At 59.5% G+C, this 24,220-nt stretch carries 23 protein-coding genes; 10 read left to right on the top strand and 13 right to left on the bottom strand.

What is annotated here, in order from left to right; genetic code table 11:
• Positions 1 to 23 precede the first annotated feature (23 nt).
• The 5 genes from HDE80_RS17860 to HDE80_RS17840 all read right to left on the bottom strand — a co-directional run bounded on the left by HDE80_RS17860 (position 24) and on the right by HDE80_RS17840 (position 3,391).
• Positions 24 to 983, bottom strand: coding sequence for an ABC-2 transporter permease (locus tag HDE80_RS17860; protein ID WP_184673139.1), 960 nt, complete (start codon positions 981 to 983; stop codon positions 24 to 26).
• On the bottom strand, positions 980 to 1,837 hold the full coding sequence (locus HDE80_RS17855; protein ID WP_184673137.1) for an ABC transporter ATP-binding protein: 858 nt from the start codon (positions 1,835 to 1,837) through the stop codon (positions 980 to 982). The genes HDE80_RS17860 and HDE80_RS17855 overlap by 4 nt, the downstream gene beginning before the upstream one ends.
• Positions 1,834 to 2,226 carry a GntR family transcriptional regulator gene (locus HDE80_RS17850; RefSeq protein ID WP_184604685.1) on the bottom strand — a complete coding sequence of 131 codons (393 nt, stop codon included), beginning with the start codon at positions 2,224 to 2,226 and terminating at the stop codon, positions 1,834 to 1,836. The genes HDE80_RS17855 and HDE80_RS17850 overlap by 4 nt, the downstream gene beginning before the upstream one ends.
• 4 nt (positions 2,227 to 2,230) lie before the next feature.
• A complete protein-coding gene (locus HDE80_RS17845; protein ID WP_184673135.1) occupies positions 2,231 to 2,596 on the bottom strand; it encodes a hypothetical protein in 366 nt (121 codons plus the stop codon).
• A gap of 201 nt (positions 2,597 to 2,797) precedes the next feature.
• Positions 2,798 to 3,391, bottom strand: a complete 594-nt coding sequence (locus HDE80_RS17840) for an FMN-dependent NADH-azoreductase (RefSeq protein WP_184673134.1) — start codon at positions 3,389 to 3,391, stop codon at positions 2,798 to 2,800.
• Between the two features lie 110 nt (positions 3,392 to 3,501).
• Here HDE80_RS17840 and HDE80_RS17835 point away from each other — a divergent pair, with 110 nt between their 5' ends.
• From HDE80_RS17835 to HDE80_RS22390, 4 genes are all read left to right on the top strand, one after another.
• Complete coding sequence (locus HDE80_RS17835; protein ID WP_184673132.1) at positions 3,502 to 4,491, top strand: LysR substrate-binding domain-containing protein; 990 nt, start codon at positions 3,502 to 3,504, stop codon at positions 4,489 to 4,491.
• Positions 4,492 to 4,561: 70 nt separating this feature from the next.
• Positions 4,562 to 5,707, top strand: a complete 1,146-nt coding sequence (locus HDE80_RS17830) for a pyridoxal phosphate-dependent aminotransferase (RefSeq protein WP_184673130.1) — start codon at positions 4,562 to 4,564, stop codon at positions 5,705 to 5,707.
• Positions 5,708 to 5,727: 20 nt separating this feature from the next.
• Positions 5,728 to 6,537, top strand: coding sequence for an amidohydrolase (locus HDE80_RS17825; RefSeq protein WP_184673300.1), 810 nt, complete (start codon positions 5,728 to 5,730; stop codon positions 6,535 to 6,537).
• 21 nt (positions 6,538 to 6,558) lie between these two features.
• Positions 6,559 to 6,882: a peptidoglycan-binding domain-containing protein gene (locus HDE80_RS22390; RefSeq protein WP_184673128.1), complete on the top strand. Its 324-nt coding sequence runs from the start codon at positions 6,559 to 6,561 to the stop codon at positions 6,880 to 6,882.
• A 103-nt stretch (positions 6,883 to 6,985) separates the two neighbouring features.
• Here HDE80_RS22390 and HDE80_RS17815 read toward each other — a convergent pair whose 3' ends face one another.
• The 3 genes from HDE80_RS17815 to HDE80_RS17805 form a co-directional block, all read right to left on the bottom strand.
• Positions 6,986 to 8,572: a pseudouridine synthase gene (locus HDE80_RS17815; protein WP_184673126.1), complete on the bottom strand. Its 1,587-nt coding sequence runs from the start codon at positions 8,570 to 8,572 to the stop codon at positions 6,986 to 6,988.
• Positions 8,569 to 9,450: an SMC-Scp complex subunit ScpB gene (gene scpB, locus HDE80_RS17810; RefSeq protein ID WP_184673124.1), complete on the bottom strand. Its 882-nt coding sequence runs from the start codon at positions 9,448 to 9,450 to the stop codon at positions 8,569 to 8,571. The genes HDE80_RS17815 and scpB overlap by 4 nt, the downstream gene beginning before the upstream one ends.
• 82 nt (positions 9,451 to 9,532) lie before the next feature.
• Positions 9,533 to 10,396, bottom strand: a complete 864-nt coding sequence (locus tag HDE80_RS17805) for a ScpA family protein (protein ID WP_255483938.1) — start codon at positions 10,394 to 10,396, stop codon at positions 9,533 to 9,535.
• Positions 10,397 to 11,420: 1,024 nt separating this feature from the next.
• Between HDE80_RS17805 and HDE80_RS17800 the strand changes: the two genes are divergently transcribed.
• Positions 11,421 to 11,789, top strand: coding sequence for a PilZ domain-containing protein (locus HDE80_RS17800; RefSeq protein WP_184673120.1), 369 nt, complete (start codon positions 11,421 to 11,423; stop codon positions 11,787 to 11,789).
• A 53-nt stretch (positions 11,790 to 11,842) separates the two neighbouring features.
• Here the strand turns inward: HDE80_RS17800 and HDE80_RS17795 are convergent, their stop codons facing one another.
• Complete coding sequence (locus HDE80_RS17795) at positions 11,843 to 13,525, bottom strand: long-chain-fatty-acid--CoA ligase (RefSeq protein WP_184673118.1); 1,683 nt, start codon at positions 13,523 to 13,525, stop codon at positions 11,843 to 11,845.
• Between the two features lie 173 nt (positions 13,526 to 13,698).
• On the opposite strand from HDE80_RS17795, the gene HDE80_RS17790 reads away from it, so the two are divergent.
• Positions 13,699 to 14,148: a hypothetical protein gene (locus HDE80_RS17790; RefSeq protein WP_184673117.1), complete on the top strand. Its 450-nt coding sequence runs from the start codon at positions 13,699 to 13,701 to the stop codon at positions 14,146 to 14,148.
• Positions 14,149 to 14,240: 92 nt separating this feature from the next.
• On the opposite strand, the gene acnA is transcribed toward HDE80_RS17790, so the two are convergent.
• Complete coding sequence (acnA, locus tag HDE80_RS17785) at positions 14,241 to 16,991, bottom strand: aconitate hydratase AcnA (protein ID WP_184673116.1); 2,751 nt, start codon at positions 16,989 to 16,991, stop codon at positions 14,241 to 14,243.
• 242 nt (positions 16,992 to 17,233) lie between these two features.
• Here acnA and HDE80_RS17780 point away from each other — a divergent pair, with 242 nt between their 5' ends.
• Positions 17,234 to 18,199, top strand: a complete 966-nt coding sequence (locus HDE80_RS17780) for a LysR family transcriptional regulator (protein WP_184673115.1) — start codon at positions 17,234 to 17,236, stop codon at positions 18,197 to 18,199.
• Between the two features lie 75 nt (positions 18,200 to 18,274).
• On the opposite strand, the gene HDE80_RS17775 is transcribed toward HDE80_RS17780, so the two are convergent.
• Entirely contained in the window at positions 18,275 to 19,702 is a 1,428-nt protein-coding gene (locus HDE80_RS17775; RefSeq protein WP_184673114.1) for an aldehyde dehydrogenase family protein, read from the bottom strand.
• Between the two features lie 109 nt (positions 19,703 to 19,811).
• Between HDE80_RS17775 and HDE80_RS17770 the strand changes: the two genes are divergently transcribed.
• Positions 19,812 to 20,708 (top strand): LysR family transcriptional regulator, encoded by an 897-nt coding sequence (locus HDE80_RS17770; protein WP_184673113.1) that lies wholly within the window; start codon positions 19,812 to 19,814, stop codon positions 20,706 to 20,708.
• Positions 20,709 to 20,761: 53 nt separating this feature from the next.
• Here the strand turns inward: HDE80_RS17770 and HDE80_RS17765 are convergent, their stop codons facing one another.
• Both HDE80_RS17765 and HDE80_RS17760 read right to left on the bottom strand, forming a co-directional pair.
• Positions 20,762 to 22,114, bottom strand: coding sequence for an ATP-binding protein (locus tag HDE80_RS17765; RefSeq protein ID WP_184673112.1), 1,353 nt, complete (start codon positions 22,112 to 22,114; stop codon positions 20,762 to 20,764).
• Positions 22,111 to 22,821 carry a response regulator gene (locus HDE80_RS17760; protein WP_184604654.1) on the bottom strand — a complete coding sequence of 237 codons (711 nt, stop codon included), beginning with the start codon at positions 22,819 to 22,821 and terminating at the stop codon, positions 22,111 to 22,113. Before HDE80_RS17760 ends, HDE80_RS17765 begins: the two co-directional genes overlap by 4 nt.
• A 260-nt stretch (positions 22,822 to 23,081) precedes the next feature.
• Between HDE80_RS17760 and HDE80_RS17755 the strand changes: the two genes are divergently transcribed.
• Positions 23,082 to 23,300: a hypothetical protein gene (locus HDE80_RS17755; RefSeq protein ID WP_184673110.1), complete on the top strand. Its 219-nt coding sequence runs from the start codon at positions 23,082 to 23,084 to the stop codon at positions 23,298 to 23,300.
• Between the two features lie 64 nt (positions 23,301 to 23,364).
• A complete protein-coding gene (locus tag HDE80_RS17750; RefSeq protein ID WP_184673108.1) occupies positions 23,365 to 24,162 on the top strand; it encodes a MipA/OmpV family protein in 798 nt (265 codons plus the stop codon).
• Positions 24,163 to 24,220 lie beyond the last annotated feature (58 nt).

Below are 24,220 nucleotides of genomic sequence, written 5' to 3'. Positions count from 1 at the left end.
AATTCGATCGAAAATCAGAAAAATCAGCTGTCGTCGCGCCAGCGGCGGAACCAGATCGCGGTGGTGATCAGTGCGATGCCGGCGACGGCGCCAATCCACAGATCGGGCGAGGCGAGGGCGGCGTAGTTGTGGGCCAGCCCGATGTGATCGAGCAACACCGATGGATCGTGCGGCTCGTTGTCGATCGGTGTGGTGTCACGAATCCAGCCACCCGGTATCAGGCTCAACAGCATGCGGCTGACAATGTTCTTCCAGAACCAGCCCGAGCCGAGATTGAACAGGCCCATCAGACCAAACCAGCTCACGATCACGCCGGCGGCCAGCGGTGCCAGCAGAGCCCAAAGGAACGGCTTGCTGCGCGTCCAGGCCGAGCAGAACATCAGCCAGCCCACGGTCGGCAATGCCCAGATCGCATACAGCGGAATCAGCGTGATCAGGTTGATGGCGACCATTAGCGGGTGCGAATTCATCAACAGTTGCCACATATTCAAGCCATGCAGCGAGGCGGTGAATGCGGCGATCAGCAGCAGTAGCAGGCCGGCGCAGGTACCAAACAGGCAGGCAATGGCCGGCGCAACGATCGTGGCACTGACGACTTTAGACAACACGGTATCGCGATTCGAAATCGGCAGTGATTTCCAGAACAGGATGCTGCGGTCACGGCGGTCATCGTATAGCGAGCCGAGGCAGTAGAAAAACACGATGATCGCCATGATCATCAGTACCAGTCCGGCGGCCACGTACATCGCAATGTCCAGTCCCGCCCCGATCTTGCCCAGCATGTCGGCATCCAGATGGCCGTTGAGGTTCAGGCCACCGGCAATATTGAAGTGCGTGCTGCCACGACCACCGAGTACTTCGCCGGTGATCAGCGCCATGATGTTCAGCACTAGAAAGACACCGCCGCTAATCAGGGGCGCCCAGAAAAAACCGCCGCGGTGTTCCCAGAATTCGCGTTTAACGAGCCAGTAGAAGGTTTTCATGCGTAGGTTCCCTTCATGGTGGCGACGAACAAGTCACTGACGGATGGTCGACGGACTTCGCCCATTGCCTCCAGGGTTGACCGCTCGACGCCGTCGAACAGAAAAATGCTTTTGCCGAACACCTGACGCTCGTCGAGCGGCTTCAGGGCGCGGGCTGCCTCGGCACGATCGCCGTTGACCATCACTTCGATAAAGCGCTCGCCAATCGCATCCATGTCGGAATCCAGCACGATCTTGCCGTCGCGGATGAACATGAGGTCGGTGAGGATATGTTCGACTTCTTCCACCTGATGGGTGGTGACGATGATGGTCTTGTTTTCGTCGAAGTAGTCTTCCAGCAGGTTTTGATAGAACTGCTTGCGATAGAGGATGTCTAGGCCCAGCGTCGGCTCGTCGAGTATCAACAGGCGGGCGTCGATAGCCATCACCAGCGCCAGATGCAGCTGCACGATCATGCCCTTGGACATCTGTCGCACACGCATCGAAGGCGTGAGCTTGGTGCGGGCGAGAAAGGCTTCGCACTTGGCGCGATCAAACCGCGGATGCACGTTGGCGACAAAATCAACCGCCTCGCTTACTCGCAGCCAGCGCGGTAGCACCGCCACGTCGGCGATGAAGCAGACCTGTTCCATCAGCTTGTCGCGCTGCTTGCGCGGATCGAGGCCGAGTACGTTGAGCTGGCCGGAGAAGTCGGTCAGGCCGAGAATGGCTTTCAGCGCCGTGGTCTTGCCGGCGCCGTTGGGTCCGATCAGGCCGACGATCCGTCCCGCGGGAATCTGGAAACTCACGTTGTCCAGCGCCACCGAGTTTTTGTAGCGCTTGCTCAGGCCAGTGGCCGTAATCACCGCGCTCATGATGGTTCCTTGTCGTTGACGTTGGCGTCGCCATGCGTGCCGGCTTCGCGCAGCAGGGTCTTGAGATCCAGGCCCAGCCGCTGCAGTCGTGCAAACAGCACGGGCCACTCTTCGCGCAAAAAGCGCTCGCGTTCCGATTTCAGTAGCGCTTCACGAGCGCCTTCAATAACGAACATGCCCAAGCCCCTCCGTTTTTCAACCAGTTGTTCGTCGACCAGCTCCTGGTACGCCTTTGAAACGGTCAACGGATTGATCTGAAAATCCGCGGCCACCTGGCGTACCGACGGCAGCGGGTCACCTTCGTTCAAGGCGCCGTCCAGGATCATCGCCACGACACGCTGGTGCAGTTGGCGGTAGATCGGGACGCTGTCGTTCCAGGTAATGGTCATTCAATTATTCCTTGCTGATACGGCCGAACTTGTTGCCAAACGAATAGTAGGGCATGGCCAGTTGCGAGCCGAGCAGGCTCAGCTGCGTGGTGCCGCCATCCTCGCCAACTCGCCCGAGTGATGACAGCGAGGCGAAGCCAGCGGCGCCGATGTCGGTGAGAAGGCTGGCAGAACGCAGGTCGCTGGCGCTTGGATGAACAATGACCTCGTGCAGATTGGTGACTTTGAGGCCATGGATTTCGTTGGCATTGATCTCTTGGGCGGCGGCATTTTGTGGAGCCATGCTCAAGGTGGCCGTGGTCATCAGACTGGCGGAAGTCAGCAGTACGGCGGCGACGGTGGCGATCAGTTTCTGATTCAGTGCTTTCATGACGACTCTCCTTGGTGAACTCGTTAACCGGTGTTGTAGTTAACTATAACACCAAAACAATAGTCGTCAATAGTAGAGACGCACTTTGGCAACATGACTGATGGCCTATAGATCCACATCACTGTTTTTATTGATGTTTAGAAAGGCCTAAACGAAAAACGGCCCCGCAGGGCCGTTGGTTTCGTGCTCGATTTGTTGAACTCAGGCGGCTTTTGCCAGCTTTGTAACGATCGAAGGTATCGAGCTTTGCGCCGATTTAAGTGCTTGCTCTTTGTTTTCAGGGCTGATGGCGACCCCTTCGGCGCGTACGAAGGTGAGGTCGGTGACGCCGATGAAGCCGAACACCGCGTGCAAGTAGGTTTCCTGATGGTCAAAAGCTGCAAACGGGCCCTCGACGTACATTCCACCGCGGCTGGATGCAATGATCACCTGCTTGCCTTTGGCCAGGCCTTCAACGCCGTTTTCCGTGTAGCGAAAGGTCTTGCCAGCCACAGCGACGCGATCAATCCATGCCTTCAACTGGCTGGAAATACCGAAGTTGTACATCGGCGCGCCTATAACGACGACGTCCGCCGCTAAAAACCCTTCCACCAGCGCATTACCCAAGGTGGCTTCGGCGGTGCTGGCGTCTGCGACGGCAGGTGTCCAATGCGCGAGCGGCTCAGCGGCAAGGTCGAGGTAGCTGATTTCAACATCAGGAGTCTGACGCTTGAGCTCGGCTACGATATCGGCGCTTAGCTGGCGCGAAACCGAGTAACCGCCTAATGCGCTGGAATCAATATGAAGAAGTTTCATTGGAGTGTCTCAGTGCGCCGGTTGCCCGGCAATACAATCACCATACATTCAGAACAATGTGGCGATAAGATGGCGATAATCGAACGAGTCGTTCTTTCAAGGAAACGATCATGACGGTATTGGCGGGTGCCTTGCAGGACCTCAACGACCTCTACTTTTTTGCCGCCGTGGTCGATCACGGTGGTTTTTCTGCAGCGGGCAGGGCGTTGGGCGTACCCAAGTCGCGGCTCAGCAAGCGCGTGGCCCAGTTGGAGGAAAGGTTGGGTGTGCGCCTGCTGCAGCGAACCACACGTCGTTTTGTCGTCACCGAAGTGGGTGAGCGGTTTTACGGACACTGTCGCGCCGTGTTGGAAGAGGCCCAGGCCGCACAGGACGCCGTCGATGAACTGCGCGCCGAGCCGCGTGGCGTGGTTCGGCTGAGCTGTCCGGTCTCGCTGGTTCAGACCGTGCTTGCCCATGTATTGCCGGATTTCCTTGCGCAGTATCCGAAAATGCTGGTCCGCGTAACATCGAGTGACCGTCGTGTTGATGTCATCGGCGAAGGCTTCGATCTGGCCATTCGGGTCCGCTCAAAGCTTGATACGGATGCCAATCTGGTGGTTCGCAGCTTTGGCCAGGGCAATACTTTGTTAGTAGCCAGTCCGATCCTTCTCGATAGTCAGGGGCGTCCGACAAAGCCTGATGAACTCGCTCAACTGCCAGCGTTGTCCATGCGGGAGCATGAGGGCGCGCAGGTATGGGAGCTGATTGGCGCCGATGGAAAGCAGGTCAGCGTGGAGATGCAGGCTCGCCTGATTACCGGTGACTTCGCTTTGTTGCTGGAGGCCGCACGACGTGGCATGGGCATCGCGCTGTTGCCGGAATTTGTCTGCGCGCCAGCGATCACCCGAGGCGAATTGGAAGTTGTGTTGCCCGAGTGGAGTGTGCCCCAGGGCATCATGCATTTTGTCTACCCCAGCCGGCGCGGCATGCTGCCGGGTGTGCGCGCGCTGGTCGATTTTCTGGCCGAGCGTCTACCGGCAGCCACATTGATCAAGCATCAGCAGTGCAAGAAGCGTCCGCTAGAGGATCTTCCTGTGACATCGACGCCAGCTTCCTGACTTGCGCGCAGCGATCCATGCGCTACGCTAAATGACCCAATCTATCTATAGACATCCATACGGCTGAATGATGATCATCGATACCAAGCTTCCCAAGGTCGGCACCACCATCTTCACGGTCATGAGCCAACTGGCGATGGAACACAAGGCGGTCAATCTAGGTCAGGGTTTTCCGGATTTCGAGCCGCCGCAGCCGTTGCGCGATAGTTTGAATCGGGCCATGAACGAAGGCCGCAACCAGTACGCACCGATGCATGGCATCGCTCCGTTGCGTGAGCAGATCGCGCTGAAGACGGAACGGCTTTACGGTCGCAAGGTCAACGTCGATACGGAAATTACGGTGACATCCGGTGCTACCGAGGCACTGTTTTCCGCCATCGCCGCCGTGGTGCGCGCGGGCGATGAAGTAATCATGTTCGATCCAGCCTACGACAGTTACGAACCGGCGATCGAGCTGCAGGGCGCTCGGGCGGTGCACATTCCACTGACCGTACCTGCCTTTTCGATCGACTGGCAGCGTGTACGCGATGCGATCACGCCCAAGACCCGGATGATCCTGATCAACAGCCCGCACAATCCCAGCGGTGCCGTGCTTTCGTCGGCCGATCTCGAAGAACTCGCTTCCATCGTTCGCGATACCGACATCGTGGTTTTGTCCGATGAGGTTTACGAGCACATCGTTTACGACGGCGCCCAACATGAGAGCGTGTTGCGGCATCCCGAGCTGGCCGATCGCAGCTTCGTGATTTCCTCGTTCGGCAAAACCTATCATTGCACTGGCTGGAAGTTGGGCTACGCGATTGCACCGGCCGCTTTCTCGGCGGAGTTCCGCAAGGTGCATCAGTACCTCACGTTTTGTACCTTTCATCCGGCCCAGGTCGCGTTCGCGGAATTCATGGCGAACCATCCTGAGCACTATATGGAATTGCCTGCGTTCTACCAGACCAAGCGCGATCGCTTTCGCGACTTGCTGAGACCATCGCGATTCAAGCTGCTTGACGTACCGGGTGGTTATTTCCAGCTGGTGGATTATTCAGCCATCCGTGATGAGGACGATCTGGCTTTCAGTCGTTGGCTGTTGCTGCAGGGTGGGGTGGCCGCGATTCCGCTGACGCCGTTTTACGAAAGCGCTCCAGGCACACGTTTGCTTCGCCTGTGTTTTGCAAAAAGCGACGCGACCATGGATGCGGCCGCCGAAAGGCTGTGCCAGCTATGAATACGCCTGTGCCGGAAATAATGTCGTCCGAGATGCAAAGTCTGAAGGTATCGCTGGTGCAAGGCGCCACACGCTGGCACGACGCGCCGGCCAATCGCGAGTATTACGGCGCACTCGTCAGGCAGGCGGCAGGCAGTGACCTGATTGTGCTGCCGGAGACTTTTCTATCCGGCTTCAGCAACGACACGCGCGCCAGCGCCGAGACTATGGACGGCGCGAGTGTGACATGGCTGCGCTCGCTTGCGATTGAAGTCGGTGCGGTGATCTGCGGCAGCCTGGCGATCCGCGAGAACGATACCGTCTACAACCGGCTTTTGTGGGTGATGCCTGATGGCAGCTACCTGCAGTACGACAAACGTCATCTGTTTCGCATGGCTGGCGAGCACACGCGTTATGGCGGCGGCAATCAACGTTTGATTGTCGAGTTGAAGGGATGGCGCATCCTGCCGCAGGTTTGTTACGACCTACGCTTTCCGGTATGGCTGCGCAATCGGCGGTTGGCCTCCGCAACAGGTGGCATGGACTACGACCTCTCGATCTTTGTGGCCAACTGGCCGGCGCCACGTCGGCAGCCGTGGCGTACGTTGCTGCGCGCGCGGGCTATCGAGAATCTGAGTTACGTGATTGGCCTGAACCGTGTCGGTGTCGACGGCAACGAGCTTCCCTATGCTGGCGATAGCGCGGTGATCGATCCGCTGGGTGACCCGCTGCTCGAATTGGGTGTGCAGGAGCAGGTGGTAACAGTCACTCTCGATCCAGTGTCGTTGCTCGCCCATCGCGAACGCTTTCCAGCCTGGATGGACGCCGACGAGTTCAGCCTTACTTTGTAGTTTTTTTCTGATGTCGTTGCAGTGCAATTCCGAGTTGATACGCCGGAAGGCAAGGTCATTGCGGCTGCGTTTCTGGATTCCTATAACCAGCTGGCGCAGGCCGTCCGCGCCTACGCACCGCAGAGCGTTGAGGGTGGCCTTGGGACGGGCGGCAAGCTTGGGGTAGATGGGGCGCCGAAGTCGCCCGACGATTTCTCTATCGCTGACACGGGTTTGTACAAGAGCAAAGTCGACGGCGGTTCCGGGCCTGGTACATCGACCGCAATCAGCCAGTTTCAGAAAATTCGCGGATTGCCGATTACGCGCCAGTTCGATGATGCGACGATTGGCGCTCTGAAGCAGTGAAGAAACGTCTGGCTATCAGCTAGCTGATGGGTTTATTAATGGAAAAACAAAAGCCGCCATCAGGCAGCTTTTGTTTTCGGCTGAACTGAACTACGCGAGCTGGTCAGCGATTGCCGCCGCGGTTGCCGCCACGTCCCTGCGGACGTCCACCACCAGGACCACCTTGACCCTGGCCCTGCGGTCGACCTGCGCCCTGTGGACGATTGCCGCCCTGGCCCTGCGGCCGCCCAGCACCCTGCGGTCGGTTTCCGCCTTGGCCTTGGGGACGACCTGATCCTTGCGGACGAGCACTGCCTTGGCCGCTTGGACGTCCATTGCCATATGCCTGATTTCCGTTGGCCTGATTGCCATTACCCTGACCTTGTGGACGGGCTCCTTGAGCGGGGCGACCTGCGGCGCTGCGGTTGCCGCTGTTACCCCGTGAATCGCCACCGAACCCGCTGTAGGGGGCGCCGGTACCGCGACTTTCGCCGCCCGGTCGAGCGCCGAACGGCTTGCCACCGCCGGGTCGACGATTTCCAGCGGCTGCGCCACCGCGTGGACCTGTGCCGCCAGGTCGGCCGCCACCAGCACCATCGCGGCTTTCACCGGCAAACCAGGTGCGCACCGATGGCAGTTCCTGACCTGGCGCTACGCGTCGCCCCTTGCCACCGGCGCCGCGCTCAGGGCGAACGACGTTGCCGTTGACTTCCTTGCCGCCGCGATTGGGCGGCTTGCGGCCGCGACTCGGTTCTTCGCGGATACGGTCGTAGGCGCGCAGCTCGCGACCTTCATCCTGGCTGGCTGTCCAGGCAGTGCTGCTACCGCGCTCAGGGCGATATTCGGTCACGCTGCGGTTGGCGCGGCGCTGGTGCAGTACCGGGCTGAGCGTCAACACGGGCTGCGGCATGCTGGTGCCTGTGGTCTGGCGCAGTTGCTTTACGGCCGCCTCGTCGAGGTTTTCGCAATCGCCACGGCGCAGGCCGCGTGGCAGTTCGATGCTGCCGTAGCGGATGCGCTTGAGGCGGCTGACCAGGAAACCCTGGGAATCCCACAGGCGGCGCACTTCGCGATTGCGGCCTTCGCGGATAACTACCCGAAACCAGCTGTGACTGCCACCGCGGCTTATCACGGCGATATCGTCGAAACGGGCGGGGCCGTCATCCAGTTCCACGCCGGATTTCAGCTTTTCGATGATCTCGTCAGGCACTTCACCATGCACGCGGCAGAGATACTCGCGCTCGAGGCCACTCTTGGGGTGCATCAACGCATTGGCAAGTTCGCCGTCGGTCGTGAGCAGCAGCAAGCCGGTGGTGTTGATGTCGAGTCGGCCGACGGCGACCCAGCGCGCACCCTTGAGGCGCGGCAGCTGCTCGAACACGGTCGGGCGTCCTTCCGGATCATCGCGGGTGGTCAGTACGCCCTCGGGCTTGTGATACACCAGCACTTCGGTCTCATCGCGGTTATCGGTGGCAACGACGAACTGTTTGCCATCGATGACCACGCGGTCACCGGCATGTACGCTGGTGCCGATCTCGGCAGGCTTGCCATTCAACTCGACTTCGCCGGATTGAATGCGCAGCTCGAGCATGCGGCGCGAGCCGAGTCCGGCGTTGGCCAGCACCTTGTGCAGGCGCTCTTCCAACTGGGCTTCGGCTTCGTTGCGTGGCTCGCGCTTCAGGGATAGAACGGATTTTTGCGGCGCATTCATGCGCGGTACTCCTCGGTATCTTGTTCGGCGTCGTCGGGTTCGACGTCCGCGGGGGTCGCTGCCTCATCGGCAGTGGAAGGGGGAAGCTCAGTGCGCGCGCTCGTTTCGGAGCGGTGCTCGTCTAATTCGATTGGGTCGACCGTCGCCTCAGCGTCGGCTTTGGGTTCAGTGTTTTCGTGATAACGGCTAGCATCGGTTGATACGTGTAATGTCTCGTCGTGCTTCGTATCGTCGGATTCGGAGGTTTGCGCGACGTCCGTTTCGGTAAGGTCTTCACCATCTGGATCTATGGGCAGGTCGCGCGCAATACGCACGGGCAGGGGCTCCTGCTCGAAGCGCAGCTGCGGATCTTCCATGTCGCGGATTTCCGACAACGGTGGCAGCTGGTCCAGCGATTTCAGATTGAAGTAGTCGAGGAAGGCGCGGGTCGTGCCGAACAGCGCAGGCTTGCCAGGCACATCGCGGTAGCCAACCACGCGGATCCATTCGCGCTCTTCCATTGTCTTGATGATGTTCGACGACACCACCACACCACGAATCTGTTCGATTTCGGGACGCGTGATCGGTTGGCGATAGGCGATCAACGCCAGTGTTTCCAGCAGGGCACGTGAATAGCGGCTGGGCTTTTCGCTCCACAGCCGCGATATCCAGGCGTGTACGTCCTGACGCACCTGATAACGAAAGCCGGACGCTACTTCCTTGAGTTCGACACCACGACCGTCGCAGTCACTGCCCAGCGCTTCGAGTGCACGGGCAATGAGTTCGGGGCTGACGTCATCGGTTTCGTTGAAGATGTCGCCCAGCTGATGAACCGTCATCGGCTGACTGGAGGCCAGCAGGGCAGCCTCGATAATGGGTTTGAGTTGCTCGATCTGCATGTGCCTTAGGTCGGATGCCGATTCAATGGTTGTTGCCTGGTTGATTGCCGCTTCATTTGGATCACGATTATTTGGAGTACAGCTATTTGGAACCCGATTCGATGAGCGAAGGCTCGACCGATGCCGAATCTCGCCGCGCGTCATCGGTATCCGTCTCCGTGTATTCCTCGGATTGACTCACTTTCGCCTTCACGTAAATCGGCGCCAGCGGCTCCTCCTGCACAATATCCACCAGCAATTCCTTGGCCAGTTCCAGCATGGCCAGGAAGGTCACCACGATGCCGAGGCGGCCTTCGCTGATGTCGAACAGATTTTCGAAACGGTGAAAATTGCCGTCATCCAGCCGGCTCAACAATTCGCCCATGCGCTGACGCACGCTGAGCGCCTCACGCTTGATGGCGTGATGCCCGAACAACTCCGCCCGATGCATCACGTCTTTCAATGCCAGCAGCAGCTCGGTCAATTCCAGCGGCGGCGGCAACTTGATGACATTGCGCTCGCCCACCTCCGCATGCGCCACGACAGTGTCGCGTTCGAGCCGAGGCAGCGTTTCGATATCTTCCGCTGCCCGCTTGAACCGTTCGTACTCCTGCAAACGTCGCACCAATTCAGCCCGTGGATCGAGCTCCAGCCCCTCTTCGGCCGGCGGTCGCGGTAGCAGCAGCCGCGATTTGATCTCGGCCAGAATCGCGGCCATCAGCAGGTATTCGGCCGCCAATTCCAGTCGCATCACATCGCGCATCAGCTCGATGTAGGTCATGTATTGCCGGGTGATCTCGGCGACCGGTATGTCGAGAATGTCCAGGTTCTGCCGGCGAATCAGGTACAGCAGCAGATCGAGCGGTCCCTCGAACGCTTCCAGTATGACTTCAAGCGCATCCGGCGGAATGTAAAGATCCTGCGGCATCTGCAGCATCGGCTGCCCGCGAACGATAGCCAGCGGCATTTCCTGCTGCTGCGGTATCGACGCGAATGCGTCAGCTGGTGTGGCTACCGGGCTCTCGGGCTCGACTGGCTCAGTGCTCATCAATACATATCGTTGGGCCGCCTTCAGCGGCTGGCAGTGCATTCATCAGATCGGAATCATTCCGGGATCGATACCACCCGGGGAATATCCGTACTCGAAACGAGACGGCGGAGGGGCGTCCCCGATTACACCTGTTTCAAAAATCAGTTCAGTCGACACGCGTCAAGCGTCATCGTCGCGACGGGCAAGATGAATCCACGCAGTCGTGGTTCGGTCAGGCGGGCCGCGGGCGACCGTTGTGCGCCAGATCCGGGTTGTCAGCCGCGGTAAGTACGCAGGTCAGTGAGGCTAAATGGAAGCCGCTGACTGTTCAATCGATCGATTTAAGAGCATCGGCAGTTGCCATTGGCTATCGAGTGTTGTCGACATGCCTAGTTCCCATGGAACCGCGCGCAACCAGAGAGTAGCGGCTGCTTTGCGACAAGTCCAGTCAATGCGCTTAATTTGCACTTACAACTTGGTGGCTGCCAGCTTCAGCCCTTCCTTTACTTGATCGATAAATATCGTGTTACCTCGTTATGCAGTAGCGCGAGTGGATGGGCCGGATGTGACCTAAAGCGTCTGTCCACGGCATGGCGTGACGTCTGATGCCGTTGGGTGAGGCGAAATACGAGCCTGCATTCGGAGCGAAGGGATTTGAGTTGGTATAACGCTTCACGATTTCCGATTCACTGGGAAAGTTGCTGTGTTTTTGTACTGTCAAATGGGCATAAATGATGCATTTCGTCGAGTGGCACGCCGATTGCTTAGCCATTCGCCATAACAGCAAAATTGGTTTTTGGTTTCAAAATTCAGGCATCAGCGTTTCACGCAAATGACTGTGGCGGATGCGATGATTGGGAGTGGACGAGAGTTACCCAATGACGCAGAGGCCGCTTTCAGGAAGATGGGGTCAAGCGTTTGTCGAGGCTGGCAAGCGTGAGCGCAAAATGGACGGTAGACGATGACGATCAATGAAAATGGAAATAGTGGGAAAGAGCCGGATCAACTGCGTCCTGCTCGAATGCAAATCGAGACAACAGTGTTGATGAGCCGACATGACGAGTCGCACCCGACCGAGCTGGTGGATATCTCGGCAACCGGAGCCCTACTGCGACGCCCGCTCGGCTGGGCCGGCGAGCTGGGGCAGCGCTGGGTGCTCGATATGATATTCGGCCACAACCTGCACATCCATCTCGAGGCGTCGGTTGCCCGGATTTCCGATCATCACATCGGCTTTTCCTACAGCCACATTCCCGAAGACAAGCAGGTGCCGTTGTGGAATCTACTGGGTGGTTACGCCGACATACTCGAATACTGGAAAGACAGTTGAGTGACGCCATGCTTCTGCGGCATGGCGTTCTTATAAAGATCGACTGATAAATCTCAGGCTGCCGTCTTTTTTTCGTCGCGCAGCTCGCGACGAAGAATCTTGCCGACGTTGCTTTTCGGCAGCTCATCGCGGAATTCGATCAGTTTTGGTCGCTTGTAACCGGTAAAGTTTTCGCGACAGAACTCCTTGAGCGCCTCGACCGTGAGGTTAGGGTCCTTGCGCACCACGAACAGCTTCACGACTTCGCCGGAGTGTTCGTCCGGCACACCGACGGCAGCTACTTCGGCCACGCCCGGATTCTGCATCACGGTATCTTCGATCTCGTTGGGATACACGTTGAAGCCGGACACCAGAATCATGTCCTTCTTGCGATCCACGATATAGACGAGGCCGGTCTCGTCGATGCGGCCGAGGTCACCCGTACGCAGCCAGCCATCGCTGCTGAGTACTTTGCTGGTTTCGGCAGGCTGCTCCCAGTACCCCTTCATGACTTGCGGTCCGCGGATGCAAATTTCGCCAACTTCGCCCATCGCCAGCGGTTTGCCATCGTCGTCTTGAATGCCGATTTCGGTGGAGGGAATGGGTAGCCCGATCGAACCGCTGAAACGGGCGCCATCGACCAGCGGATTGATGGTGGCGACCGGCGAGCTCTCGGTCATGCCGTAGCCTTCAACCAAGGCGCAGCCGGTAACCTTTTGCCATTTTTCGGCCACCGTACGCTGCACGGCCATGCCACCACCGAAGCTCATGCGCAGGTGAGAGAAATCCACTCGATCAAAACCGGGTGTGTTCAGTAAGCCGTTGAACAAGGTATTCACGCCGGTGATCGAGGTGAATTTCACGCTGGCCAGTTCCTTCACGAAAGCCGGCATATCGCGTGGATTGGTGACGAGAATGCTCTGTCCGCCAAAGCGCAGAAAGATGAAGCAATTACAGGTCAGCGCAAAGATGTGATACAGCGGCAACGCAGTGATGATGATCTCTTCGCCTGGCCGGATCTTGGCCGAAAACCACGCGCCGGCCTGCAGCATGTTGGCGACCATATTGCCGTGCGTCAGCATGGCGCCCTTGGCTACGCCGGTGGTGCCGCCTGTGTATTGCAGGAAGGCGATATCGTCGTGACTCAGCTGCACTGGTTTCAGCGGATGCGCCTTGCCTTGTACGAGAGCGTCGCGGAAGCGCACGGCGTGCGGAATGTTGAACGCAGGCACCATCTTCTTGATGTGCTTGAGCGCGAAGTTGATCAACACACCCTTCGCGCCCAGCAGATCGCCAAGGCCGGTCGTAACGACATGTTGTACGTGGGTCTGCGCGAGCACTTCCTGCAGCGTCGCGGCGAAATTGTCGAGTACCAGAATGGCCTTGGCGCCGGAATCTTCCAGTTGATGCCGCAGCTCACGCGCGGTATACATCGGGTTGGTGTTGACTACCACCAGACCGGCACGCAAGGCGCCAAAGAGCGCGATCGGATACTGCAGCACATTGGGCAGCATGATCGCGATGCGATCACCTTTGCCGAGCTTCAGCACACCGGTGAGGTAACCGGCAAACTGCCGACTCGACTCGTCAATTTCGCGATAGCTGAGCGTCTTGCCGAAATTGGTGAAGGCAGGGCGATCAGCAAAGTTCGTGAAAGCCTCGTCGATCACCGCCGCGACCGAAGCGTAATCGTCGATATTGATCTGCGCTGGCACGCCGGCCGGGTAGTGATCCAGCCACGGACGTTCATTGCTCATGCTTGGTTTCTCAATTCTTGATCGGTAACAACGGGATCGATTAAGTTCGGCATCGATGGCAACTCAAAGTTGCCGATGGATCGATGGTGGAAGAAGTTGCATTGGTCCATACGCTCACGCATTGGAGCATAGCCCCTGCAGAGCGGCAAGCCGCGCCGCAGCGAGATTTTCAGATGATTCGATGGCTTCAAATAGCGGGTCTCACGCTCTGCGTTGCGCTGTCGACGGCGCTTCTGTCGGGCTGCCGGCACACGCCGGATGAGGAGCAGGTTCGTCAGGCGATTGCTTCCGTGGCAAACGCTGCCGAAACCGGTGACACAAGTGGCGCGGTCAAGCCGCTTAGTAATGATTTCGACGGTAACGCTGGCGACCTGGACAAGCGCTCCCTGGCCAACATGATGCGACTGGTCGCGCTGCGCGGCGATCATATCGGGGTCACCACCGGTCCAGTCACCATCGAGCATCGGGGTGATCGGATGATGGCGACTCTCACGGTTACTTTGACCCGTGGCAGTCACGTGCTTCCGGACAAGCTGGGCGTTTATCAAGTCGAGTCGGCATGGCGCAAGGACGACGGCAAGTGGGACTGCTATACGGCGAGTTGGAAGCAGCTGATGCAATGATGAGCCATGCGCGACGTGGTTAACGTCCTTAAAAAACAGCCCCGGGATTCCGGGGCTGTTTTCATTTCCGGCGGTTACTCATCCACACCGACTCAGGCGGCTTTCTTGTTCGCCAGCTGACGCAACACATACTGCAGAATGCCGCCGTGGCGGAAAAATTCGCGCTCTTTCGGAGTCAGCAACATCACCTGCACGGTGAACTCCTTCTTGCTGCCGTCCTCGCGGGTCGCGACTACCTTGGCTTCCTTCGACTTGCCGTCATCCAGACCGGTGATGTCGAAAGTTTCCTTGCCGGTCAGGCCGAGTGACTGCGCATTCTCGCCGTTCTTGAACGTGCACGGCAGCACACCCATGCCGACGAGGTTGGAGCGATGGATGCGCTCGAAGCTCTCGGTGATCACAGCCTTGACGCCCAGCAGCAGTGTGCCCTTGGCCGCCCAGTCGCGCGATGAACCGGTGCCGTACTCTTTGCCTGCCAGCACGACCAGCGGCGTCTTGTCGGCCTTGTACTTCATGGCCGCGTCGTAGATCGCCAGCTGTTCGCCGCTCGGCACGTGCCGGGTATAGCCGCCTTCGACGCCATCCAGCATCAGGTTCTTGATGCGGATGTTGGCAAAGGTGCCGCGCACCATCACGTCATCGTTGCCGCGACGCGAGCCGTAGGAATTGAAGTCGTGCGGCTCGACGCCTTTCTCGATCAGGAAACGGCCCGCCGGGCTGTCCTTTTTGATCGAACCGGCCGGCGAGATGTGATCGGTGGTGATCGAGTCGCCGAACAGGCCGAGCACGCGCGCGCCATGAATGTCCTCGATGGTGCCGGCTTCCTTGCTCATGCCGTCGAAGTAGGGAGGATTCTTGATGTAGGTGGAATCATCCCATGCATACGTCGCACCGTCGGGCGATTCGATCTGGTTCCAGCGGCTGTCGCCCTTGAACACGTCGGCGTAGTTCTTCTCGAACATGGCCGGGTTGATCGAGCTGGCGATCGCGTCGGAGATTTCCTGGTTGGACGGCCAGATGTCCTTCAGGTACACCGGCTTGCCATCGCTGCCTTCGCCGATCGGGTCCTTGCTCAGATCGACATGCAGCGAGCCGGCCAATGCGTAGGCGACGACCAGCGGCGGCGAAGCCAGGTAGTTCATCTTCACTTCCGGATGCACACGGCCTTCGAAGTTACGGTTACCTGAGAGCACCGATGCCACAGCGAGGTCTCCCTTGCTGATGCCTTTGCTGATTTCTTCGGGCAGCGGGCCGGAGTTGCCGATGCAGGTAGTGCAGCCGTAGCCGACGATGTAGAAGCCGATCTTCTCGAGTTCCTCCAGCAGCCCGGTCTTCTTCAGATAATCGGTGACCACTAGCGAGCCGGGTCCGATCGAGGTCTTCACCCACGGTTTGGCTTTGAGGCCACGCGCAGCAGCTTTCTTGGCCAACAGACCGGCACCGAGCATCACGGCCGGGTTGGAAGTGTTGGTGCATGAAGTGATTGCGGCGATGACTACCGAGCCGTCGTACAGGCTGAAGGATTCGCCGTCTTTCTCGACGCGCACGCCACCATGGCTGACCGTATTGGCCAGATTGCCAACCGCCGTAGCTCCGCCTTCATTGGCGAAATCGGCAGTCGCTTCACTGGACTGCTTGCGGTTGGCGGTGAGACCACCAACGGCATCGAGGTAGCTCTGCTTGACGTCTTCAAGCAGTACGCGGTCCTGCGGACGCTTCGGACCAGCCAATGACGGGCGCACATCAGCGAGGTTCAGTTCCAGCGTGGTGGTGAACTCGGCGTGCGGGGTATTTTCGTCGTGCCAGAGACCTTGCGCCTTGGCATAGGCTTCAACCAGCTTGATCTGTGCATCGGCGCGGCCGGAGAGGTGCAGATAGTTCAGCGCCTCCTGATCGATCGGGAAGATGCCACAGGTCGCGCCGTATTCGGGTGCCATGTTCGCGATGGTGGCGCGGTCTGCCAGCGGCAGGTGCTTGAGGCCATCACCGAAGAACTCGACGAACTTGCCCACCACGCCGAGCTTGCGCAGCATCTGCGTCACGGTCAGCACCAGATCGGTGGCGGTGACGCCCTCGGGCAGCTTGCCGGTCAGCTTGAAGCCGACGACCTGCGGAATCAGCATGGAGGACGGTTGGCCCAGCATGGCGGCCTCGGCCTCGATACCGCCTACGCCCCAGCCCAGTACACCGATGCCATTGATCATGGTGGTGTGCGAATCCGTGCCGAACACGGTGTCCGGGTAGGCCCAGCTCTCGCCGTCCTTGTCAGCGGTAAACACCACGCGAGCCAGATGCTCCAGATTGACCTGATGCACGATGCCCGTGCGTGGCGGCACGACCTTGAAATTGTTGAACGCTTTTTGCCCCCAGCGCAGGAACGAGTAACGCTCCTGGTTGCGCTCGAACTCGATCTCGACGTTCTTTTCCAGCGCAGACTCGGAGCCGTAGACGTCGACCTGCACGGAGTGGTCGATGACCAACTCGGCTGGTGCCAGCGGGTTGATCTGATTTGCATCGCCGCCCAGCTTCACCACGGCATCACGCATCGCGGCCAGGTCAACCACGCAGGGTACGCCGGTGAAATCCTGCAGCACCACGCGGGCGGGCATGAAGGCGATTTCGATCTCGGGTTCGGCCTTGGCATCCCATTTCGCGATCGCCTCGATTTCCTTCGAGGTCACGTTGACGCCGTCTTCGTGGCGCAGCAGGTTCTCCAGCAGGATCTTCAGCGAATACGGTAGCCGCTTCAGGTCGAAACGCTCGCCGAGTTTGGTCAGGCTGGCGAATACGTGGTGCTGGCCATTGACCTCGAGAGTGTCGCGTACGGAAAAAGTGTCTTTCATGGGTAGGTTCCTGGCTGATCCTGCGGCTGGGATGACTGCAAGCGTGGCGAGAGCAATTCGCCGGCTTGGTAAAAACGCAATTATCGCCCAAACGCCGGATGGTCGCGACCTTGATCGCAGGTCATGTCGTTCCCGGCGCGCCTGAAAACGGGTACGACGAGTAGACTTTGCCAACGCTTGTGGCTGAACTTCACGGTCCAGCATGAACCCGATGACTACCTCACACAAACGCCTTTGATGACATGCAGCGTTCGATGATTTCGATGACTTTATCCGCCGTCTCGCTGCGCGATCTTGCGCTGGTGCAGGCAGTGCATCAGCACGGCAGTTTCAACAGTGCCGCGCGGGCGATGCACATCAGCCCGTCGGGACTCTCGCATCAGGTGCAGAAGGTGGAGCAGGCGCTCGGTTCGCCATTGTTTGAGCGCGGTGGTCGGCGCATCGTGCCGACGGCTGGTGGTCATCAGTTGCTTGCGCAAATTGCCGCCGTGCTCACTGCGGCCGAGCATCTCCAGCAAATGGCGCGCGCGGGCGCGGTAGCCTTCGGTGGCGAGTTGAGGCTCGGTTTGCCGGCGTCACTCGGTCCCTATCTGCTACCGCATTTGATCGAGCCCTTTCCGCAGCACTTTCCCGGTGCGCGTCTGGGCATTTCCGAAGGCAAGCCGCGCGGCCTGCTGCGTCGTCTGCATGAAGGTGAGCTCGACGCGGTGCTGGCGCCGGCAGGGCCGGCCATCAGCGGTATCGCGGTGCGGCCGCTGTTTTTCGAGCCATGGGAATTGATGCTGCGCGCCGATCACCCGCTGGCCGGCAAGCGCAGCCTGTCGCTGGAGCAGCTCGATCCGGCCGAAGCGATACTGATGGCCGAAGGTCACGCGGATGGCTTGAACGGCACGGGTAGCGAGAGTGCGCAGACGTCGCGTGGCTATGTGCAGGACGTCAGCCTGGAAAGCCTTGCCGCCTTGGTCAGTCTACGCGGCGGCTATGCCCTGATACCCGCGTTGGCGCATGAGCGCCTGGCTTCGATGCCGAACATTGTGCTGGCCAAGCTCACCGGGCAGGCGCCGGGCAGAGAGATTGCGTTGCATTGGCGCGATGCGTCGCCATGGCATGTCGACCTGCAGGCTTTTGCCGAACTGCTGCGCAAGTTGGCTCGACAGCGGCCGGGTTTGCGGGTGGCACCTGAGAAATCCAAGGTGACTGGACGCTGATCAAGGCGCAGATAAGACTTTCTGCGGCGGCTTTTGATAGTCAGTGCGAGGTTTCTGTGCGTTGCGCTGCATGCATCAGGCCGCGTGCAGGCCCAGCAACGACTTGGGTTCCAGGTATGCGTCAAGTCCAAAGGTGCCGTACTCGCGTCCCAGGCCGGACTGCTTGAAACCGCCGAATGGTGCTTTTGGCTCGTGTGCCAACGTATTGATCAGCACGCGTCCCGCGTCGATGCGTCCGGCGACTCGATTCGCTCGTTCGATATCGGTCGACATCACGTAACCCTGCAGGCCGTAGGGAGTGTCATTGGCAATGGCGATACCGTCTTCTTCGTCCTCATATGAAATGAGGCATAGCACCGGTCCGAAGATTTCTTCGCGGGCAATCCTCATGTCGTTGCGCACGTCGGCAAACAAGGTGGGCCGGACGAACCAGCCAGCAGCTAAGCCGTCTGGCAATCCCGGGCCGCCCGCAACGAGGCGAGCCCCTTCTTCTATGCCCAGGTTGATATAGCGCTGCACGCGGTCCCACTGTTTCTGGCTGACCATGGGGCCGATGTCGGTGCCGAAATGACGCGGGTCGCCCACCACGGTAGCTTCCACAGCCGCCTTTGCAATCGCCTCGGCCTCGGCCATGCGCGAGGCGGGCACCAGGATGCGCGTGCCGGCGATGCAGGCCTGACCGCTGTTCATGAAACCCGCCTGGATGGCCATTGGTATTGCGATCGCGAGGTCGGCATCGTCGAGCACCAGTACCGGCGATTTACCACCCAGTTCGAGGGTGATGCGCTTCAGCGTTTCGGCGCCGGCGCGCAGGATGGATTTACCCACCGTTGTTGAGCCCGTAAAGGAAATCTTGGCGACATCCGGATGGGCGCTGATCGTCGCGCCCACGGTCTCGCCGCGGCCGGTGACAATATTGAAGACGCCTGGTGGCAACCCAGCCTCATGCAATGCCTCGGTGACGATACGGGTCTGGATCGCGCTCATTTCGCTGGGTTTGATCACGGCGGTGCAACCGGCCGCAATGGCCGTGGCGAGCTTGCCGCAGATAAAACCGGCATTGCTGTTCCATGGCGTGATCAGGCCGACCACGCCGGCCGGTTGCATCACCACCTCGGCGCTGCCGACGCGGCGGTTGAAGTCATAGTTTTCCAGCACCAGCGACATATCGAGAAAAACGCTTGCGGCGTGTTTGGCCATCCATCGTGCCCGCGACACCGGTGCGCCGTATTCCTCGATGATCGCCTCGTTGAGCTCATCTTCGCGTGCCTCGATTGCCGTGTGCATGCGGCTGAGCCAGTCGAGCCGCTCGGCCCTGGACGTGCGGGCAAACGCGCGGAATGCGTGTTTGGCAGCGGCGATAGCCTGGTTGGCATCCTGTTCGTCCGCTAGCCGTACCTGGCCGATGACTTCGCCCTTCGCCGGGTTGAACAGGTTGAAGCGCTCTTCGCCATGAGGCGTGACGAACGCGCCGCCGATGTAAATGGTCTCGATGTTCTGCATGGCCGATCTCCGCGAACGCCGGTTGATCCGGCATGCGCACAGTCTGGGCGTCGACGATTGTTTTGATAAGATAGGTCTTACTGGATAGGTCATTCTGGAAATCGGGACAATGCATCGCTCGGGACTGGTCGAACTGGAGGCTGTGCTGGCCGTGGCGCGACGCGGCAGCTTTCGCGGCGCGGCGGCTGAGATGGGCATGTCAACCTCGGCGGTCAGCAACGCCATTGCGGGACTGGAAGCGCGGCTGGATTCGCGGCTATTCCATCGCACCACCCGTAGCGTGTCGCTGACCGAGGCGGGACGACGTTTCACCGACCGGATCACCCCGGCGCTGGTCGAAATTCGCCGCGCGTCCGAGGAAATCAACCCGCAGGATCAGTCACTGACCGGAACGCTGCGCATCAATGCATCGACCGGTGCTGCGCAGATGATCTTCGCGCCGCTGGTACTCGCTTTCGTGCAACGCCATCCGGGCATGACGGTGGACATTGTTACCGAGGCGCGCCTGGTGGATATCGTCGCGGCCGGCTTCGACGCGGGCATCCGGCTGGAGGAATCGGTGCCGCGCGACATGATCGCCGTACCGATTGGTGGTGACCAACGCTTGGTCGTGGTCGGTGCGCCGTCGTATTTTGAGCATCACCCGCCGCCGCAGGTGCCAGGCGATCTGGCCGCGCATGCGTGTATTCGTCTGCGTATGTCGCACGGCGGCATTTACCGCTGGGAGCTCGAACGTCACGGTGAATCGTTAGCGGTCGACGTGCAGGGGCCGCTGATTCTGGATGAGCCTCGGATGATCGTGCAGGCCGTTCGCACTGGCATTGGCCTGGCTTTCATATCCGAGTGGTATGTTGCGGAGGATCTTGCTGCGGGCCGACTGGTGCAGGTGCTGGACGACTGGACACCACCGTTTCCCGGCATGCGTCTGTATTACCCGGGGCATCGTCACGTCCCTGCTGCGTTGCGCGCCTTTATCGAGTTGATTCGCGAGGGCGTGGTTCTGTAAGCGTCAGTTGTCTTGAATCAAGCAGAAACCGTTTTAAGGAGTCTCCTCGGAGTTTACACGTCGCCTGAAGCATTGGGCAGAAAGACGGTGGCGCGCAGGCCATGCGGCTGGCGGTTTTCCAGGGTGAGTTCGCCGCCGTGGTTACGCATGATCGAACGGGCCGAGGGCAGCCCCAGACCAAAGCCGCCGGTTGCGCGATTGCGTGAGGCTTCGATCCGGAAAAAGGGCAGAAAAAGCTTGGGTATCAGGCTGGGAGGGACGCCGGGGCCGTCATCGTCGATGGTAATGATGACCTGGCTGTTCTGCGCGCTCAACGTGATGCGGGCTCTGCTGCCGTACTTCACTGCATTGTCGATAAGATTGGTCAGCACCCGCTTGAGTGCCAGCGGGCGACCTAGGTAAACCAGCGGCATCAAATGAGCGGACTCTACCGGCTGGCCCATGTCACGGAAATCATCCACCACGGTATGGATTAGTTCGCCCAGCTCGAAACGGGTCATTTCCTCTTGCTGACCATCAAGTCGGAAGAACGCCAGACTGGCCTCGACCATGGCCTGCATTTCGTCGACGTCGCGAAACAGTTTTCGCTGTTGCTCGTTATCTTCGATGAACTCGCCGCGCAAGCGCATGCGTGTAAGCGGTGCGCGCAGATCATGCGAGATCGCCGTGAGCATTTCGGTGCGGCTGTCCATCAACTGCTGGATGCGTTCCTGCATGGCGTTGAACGCTGCCGCTGCCTCGCGGATTTCCAGCGGGCCGACTAGCTGCAATGGCTCGGCACGCGAGCCGGCGCCGAAGGTTTCGGCGGCATCGGCAAATCGTTGCACGGGCCGTGCCAGCCGCCGGCCAGCTGCACTGGCGATGATGCCGCTCGAAAGCAGAAGGAACAGAATGGTTAGCAATATCTGTAAACCGCGAGCGATACCCCAACTGCGCTGGGCCGTATCGAACATGATCCAGCTGTGGTCGGACAGCTCGATGGCGATGGCATATTTGCGCAGTACGGGTTCGGCTTTCGCAGCGACGTCATCGGGACTGGAGGCCAGCACGCCGGCATCGGGTCGGCCCAGCATGCTGGTGAGCTTGGTCCAACGGGCATCGTGTTCTTTCTTATCATGATCAGTCGATATCGGAACCTGGTCGCGGTGTGGATACCAATGCATATCGTAGGCGGCTGAAGCGAGCTTCAGGGCCAGCTGCGAGCGCTCGGTGGCGGGGACTTTATCGATCGTGCGGGCAATGCCTGCTACCTGTTCGATCAACCCTGCGCTCTCGACTGAGGGCTGCGCCCAGACGCCGGCGAATTGCACAATGATCATGCACATCAACAGTGCGATCAGGATGGCGGCGGCTACATTGAGCGCAAACCACCAGGCAATGCTGTCGAATACGTGATGGCGTTTCATTGAGCGTGTTCGACCGGCATGGTGAAGATGTAACCGGCGTTGCGCACCGTGCGTATCATTTCCGGATTGCGCGTATCGGTTTCAATCTTTCGCCGGATGCGGCTGATCTGGACGTCGATACTGCGATCGAACACTTCGTGGGCTGAGCCTCGCGCGTAGTCGATCAGTTGCTCACGCGTCAGCAAGCGCTGTGGATGTTCGAGAAAGGCCAGCAGCAGCTCGAACTCACCGCTGGACAGCGGCACCAGAGTCATGTCGCTGGAACGCAATTCGCGCTTGGCCAGGTCGAGTCGCCAGCTTCCGAACAGCAGGCCGGGGTGATGATCGGCACTGGTCTGGCGCAGCGTAGCCCGGCGCAGCAAAGCACGGATCCGTGCCAGCAGCTCGCGCGCGTCGAAGGGCTTGGCCAGATAATCATCCGCACCCAGCTCAAGGCCGACAATGCGGTCGGTGGTTTCCGTCACTGCGGTCAGCATGATGATGGGCAGGCTGCTCGATGCGGCTCTTACCCGCTTGCACAAGCTGAAGCCGTCTTCGCCAGGCAGCATTACATCGAGAATCAGCGCGTCGAAATCCCTGCTGGCCATCGCTGTATCCATCTGCGAGCCCGAGCCTGCGACTTCGACTTTATAATCGTATCGCTCAAGGAATTTCTTGATTAATGCAAGAAGCTCTTCGTCGTCATCGACGACTAGGATGTTGGGCACGGCGATCACCTTGCTTCCCCTGGATCTGATGCCCGCTGTTATACGGCAACACCAGCAGATAAGCACATATTTCAGTGATGAAACATTGTTGCGGTAGGATATTTTTCGGGACAAACGCGGGACATATCGCATTGTCAGTATGCGCTACCTCCCCAGCCGCCATGGCACTCCCGATGCCTGCGACATTCCGCAACTTGCTCCAGCGACGTTCGCCCATTCTGCTCGGCGACGTGCCGCCTCCCGCGCCCATGAAGAGCAGCATGACGACGTCGCGTACCCGGGTCGAGTGGGAGCGAGCAGTCGTGCTTTCCGTTGCCAGGGGCATCGAACCGGATGCCGACAAGGTCATGCACTGGTTTAGCAGTGACGTGATCTGCGAGCTGGGCGGCAAGACAGCTCAGCAACTGGTCGAGGAGGGCGCCACGGCACGGCTGCTGGACATGCTGGTGACGATTCGAAGCGGTCACCGTGATCGCTGATATTGCGAGACGTTCCGTGCTCGCGAAACAACCTTTACAGCGATTACTCAAGGAAAGTTGTCCGATGAAAAAACTATGTTCCTGCCTCTTGATCATGCTGATGCCGGCAAGTGTATGGGCTCAATCGACGACCGCGTCGGACGATCAGGCGGATGCGGCAACAGCCTCGCGCTGGCGGCTTGGCTTGGGAGTGGCTGTTTCCGACAATGCCTATATCGGGCAGGGCTCGAAGGTGACGCCGTTTCCGCTGGTCGACTATGAGGGTGACCGCTTTTTCTTCCGCGGGATTACCGGTGGTATCCATTTGTTGAAGTCCGACGGCTTTGTCGTCGATGCCATCATCACGACCGGTTTCAACAACATCGATGCATCCGATTTCGACCGGGCCGCTCTGGCTCGCCGTGGCATCAACCGAAATGACCTGGAGGATCGCGATCGCAGCATCGATGCCGGTTTCGCCGCGTCATGGACCGGTCGCCTCGGGCAGCTGAAGGCGGTGGCCAAGACCGATATATCGGGCAGCAGCGAAGGCGCGGAATATTCGCTGGAATATGGCTATCCGCTGCAGTGGGGCGGCTTCCGGATTACCCCGACGGTCGGTGCCACTTTCCTGTCGTCCAAGGTTGCCGACTATTACTACGGCATCCATCTGGACGAAGTACGCCGCGGTGTGCCTGGCTATGAACCGGGCGGTGCGTTGATTCCGCAAGTGGGCGTCAATTTGACCCGGCCCATCGGCGCAAAGTGGGCGCTGATGATCGGTGCCAGATACAGCGTATTGCCGGACAAGATCAGCAATAGTCCGCTGATCGATGGCAGCCACGGAAGCTCCGTGCTGGTTGGTTTCAGCCGCGCACTCTGATTGGCCGCTGGCGGCGTTGTCTTTGTCCTCGCTGACCTTCGGGCGGCGGGGAGTTTTT

It is taken from the genome of Rhodanobacter sp. A1T4, from assembly GCF_014207185.1.
Lineage (GTDB): Bacteria > Pseudomonadota > Gammaproteobacteria > Xanthomonadales > Rhodanobacteraceae > Rhodanobacter.
This window is presented reverse-complemented; position numbering and strand designations above follow the sequence as displayed.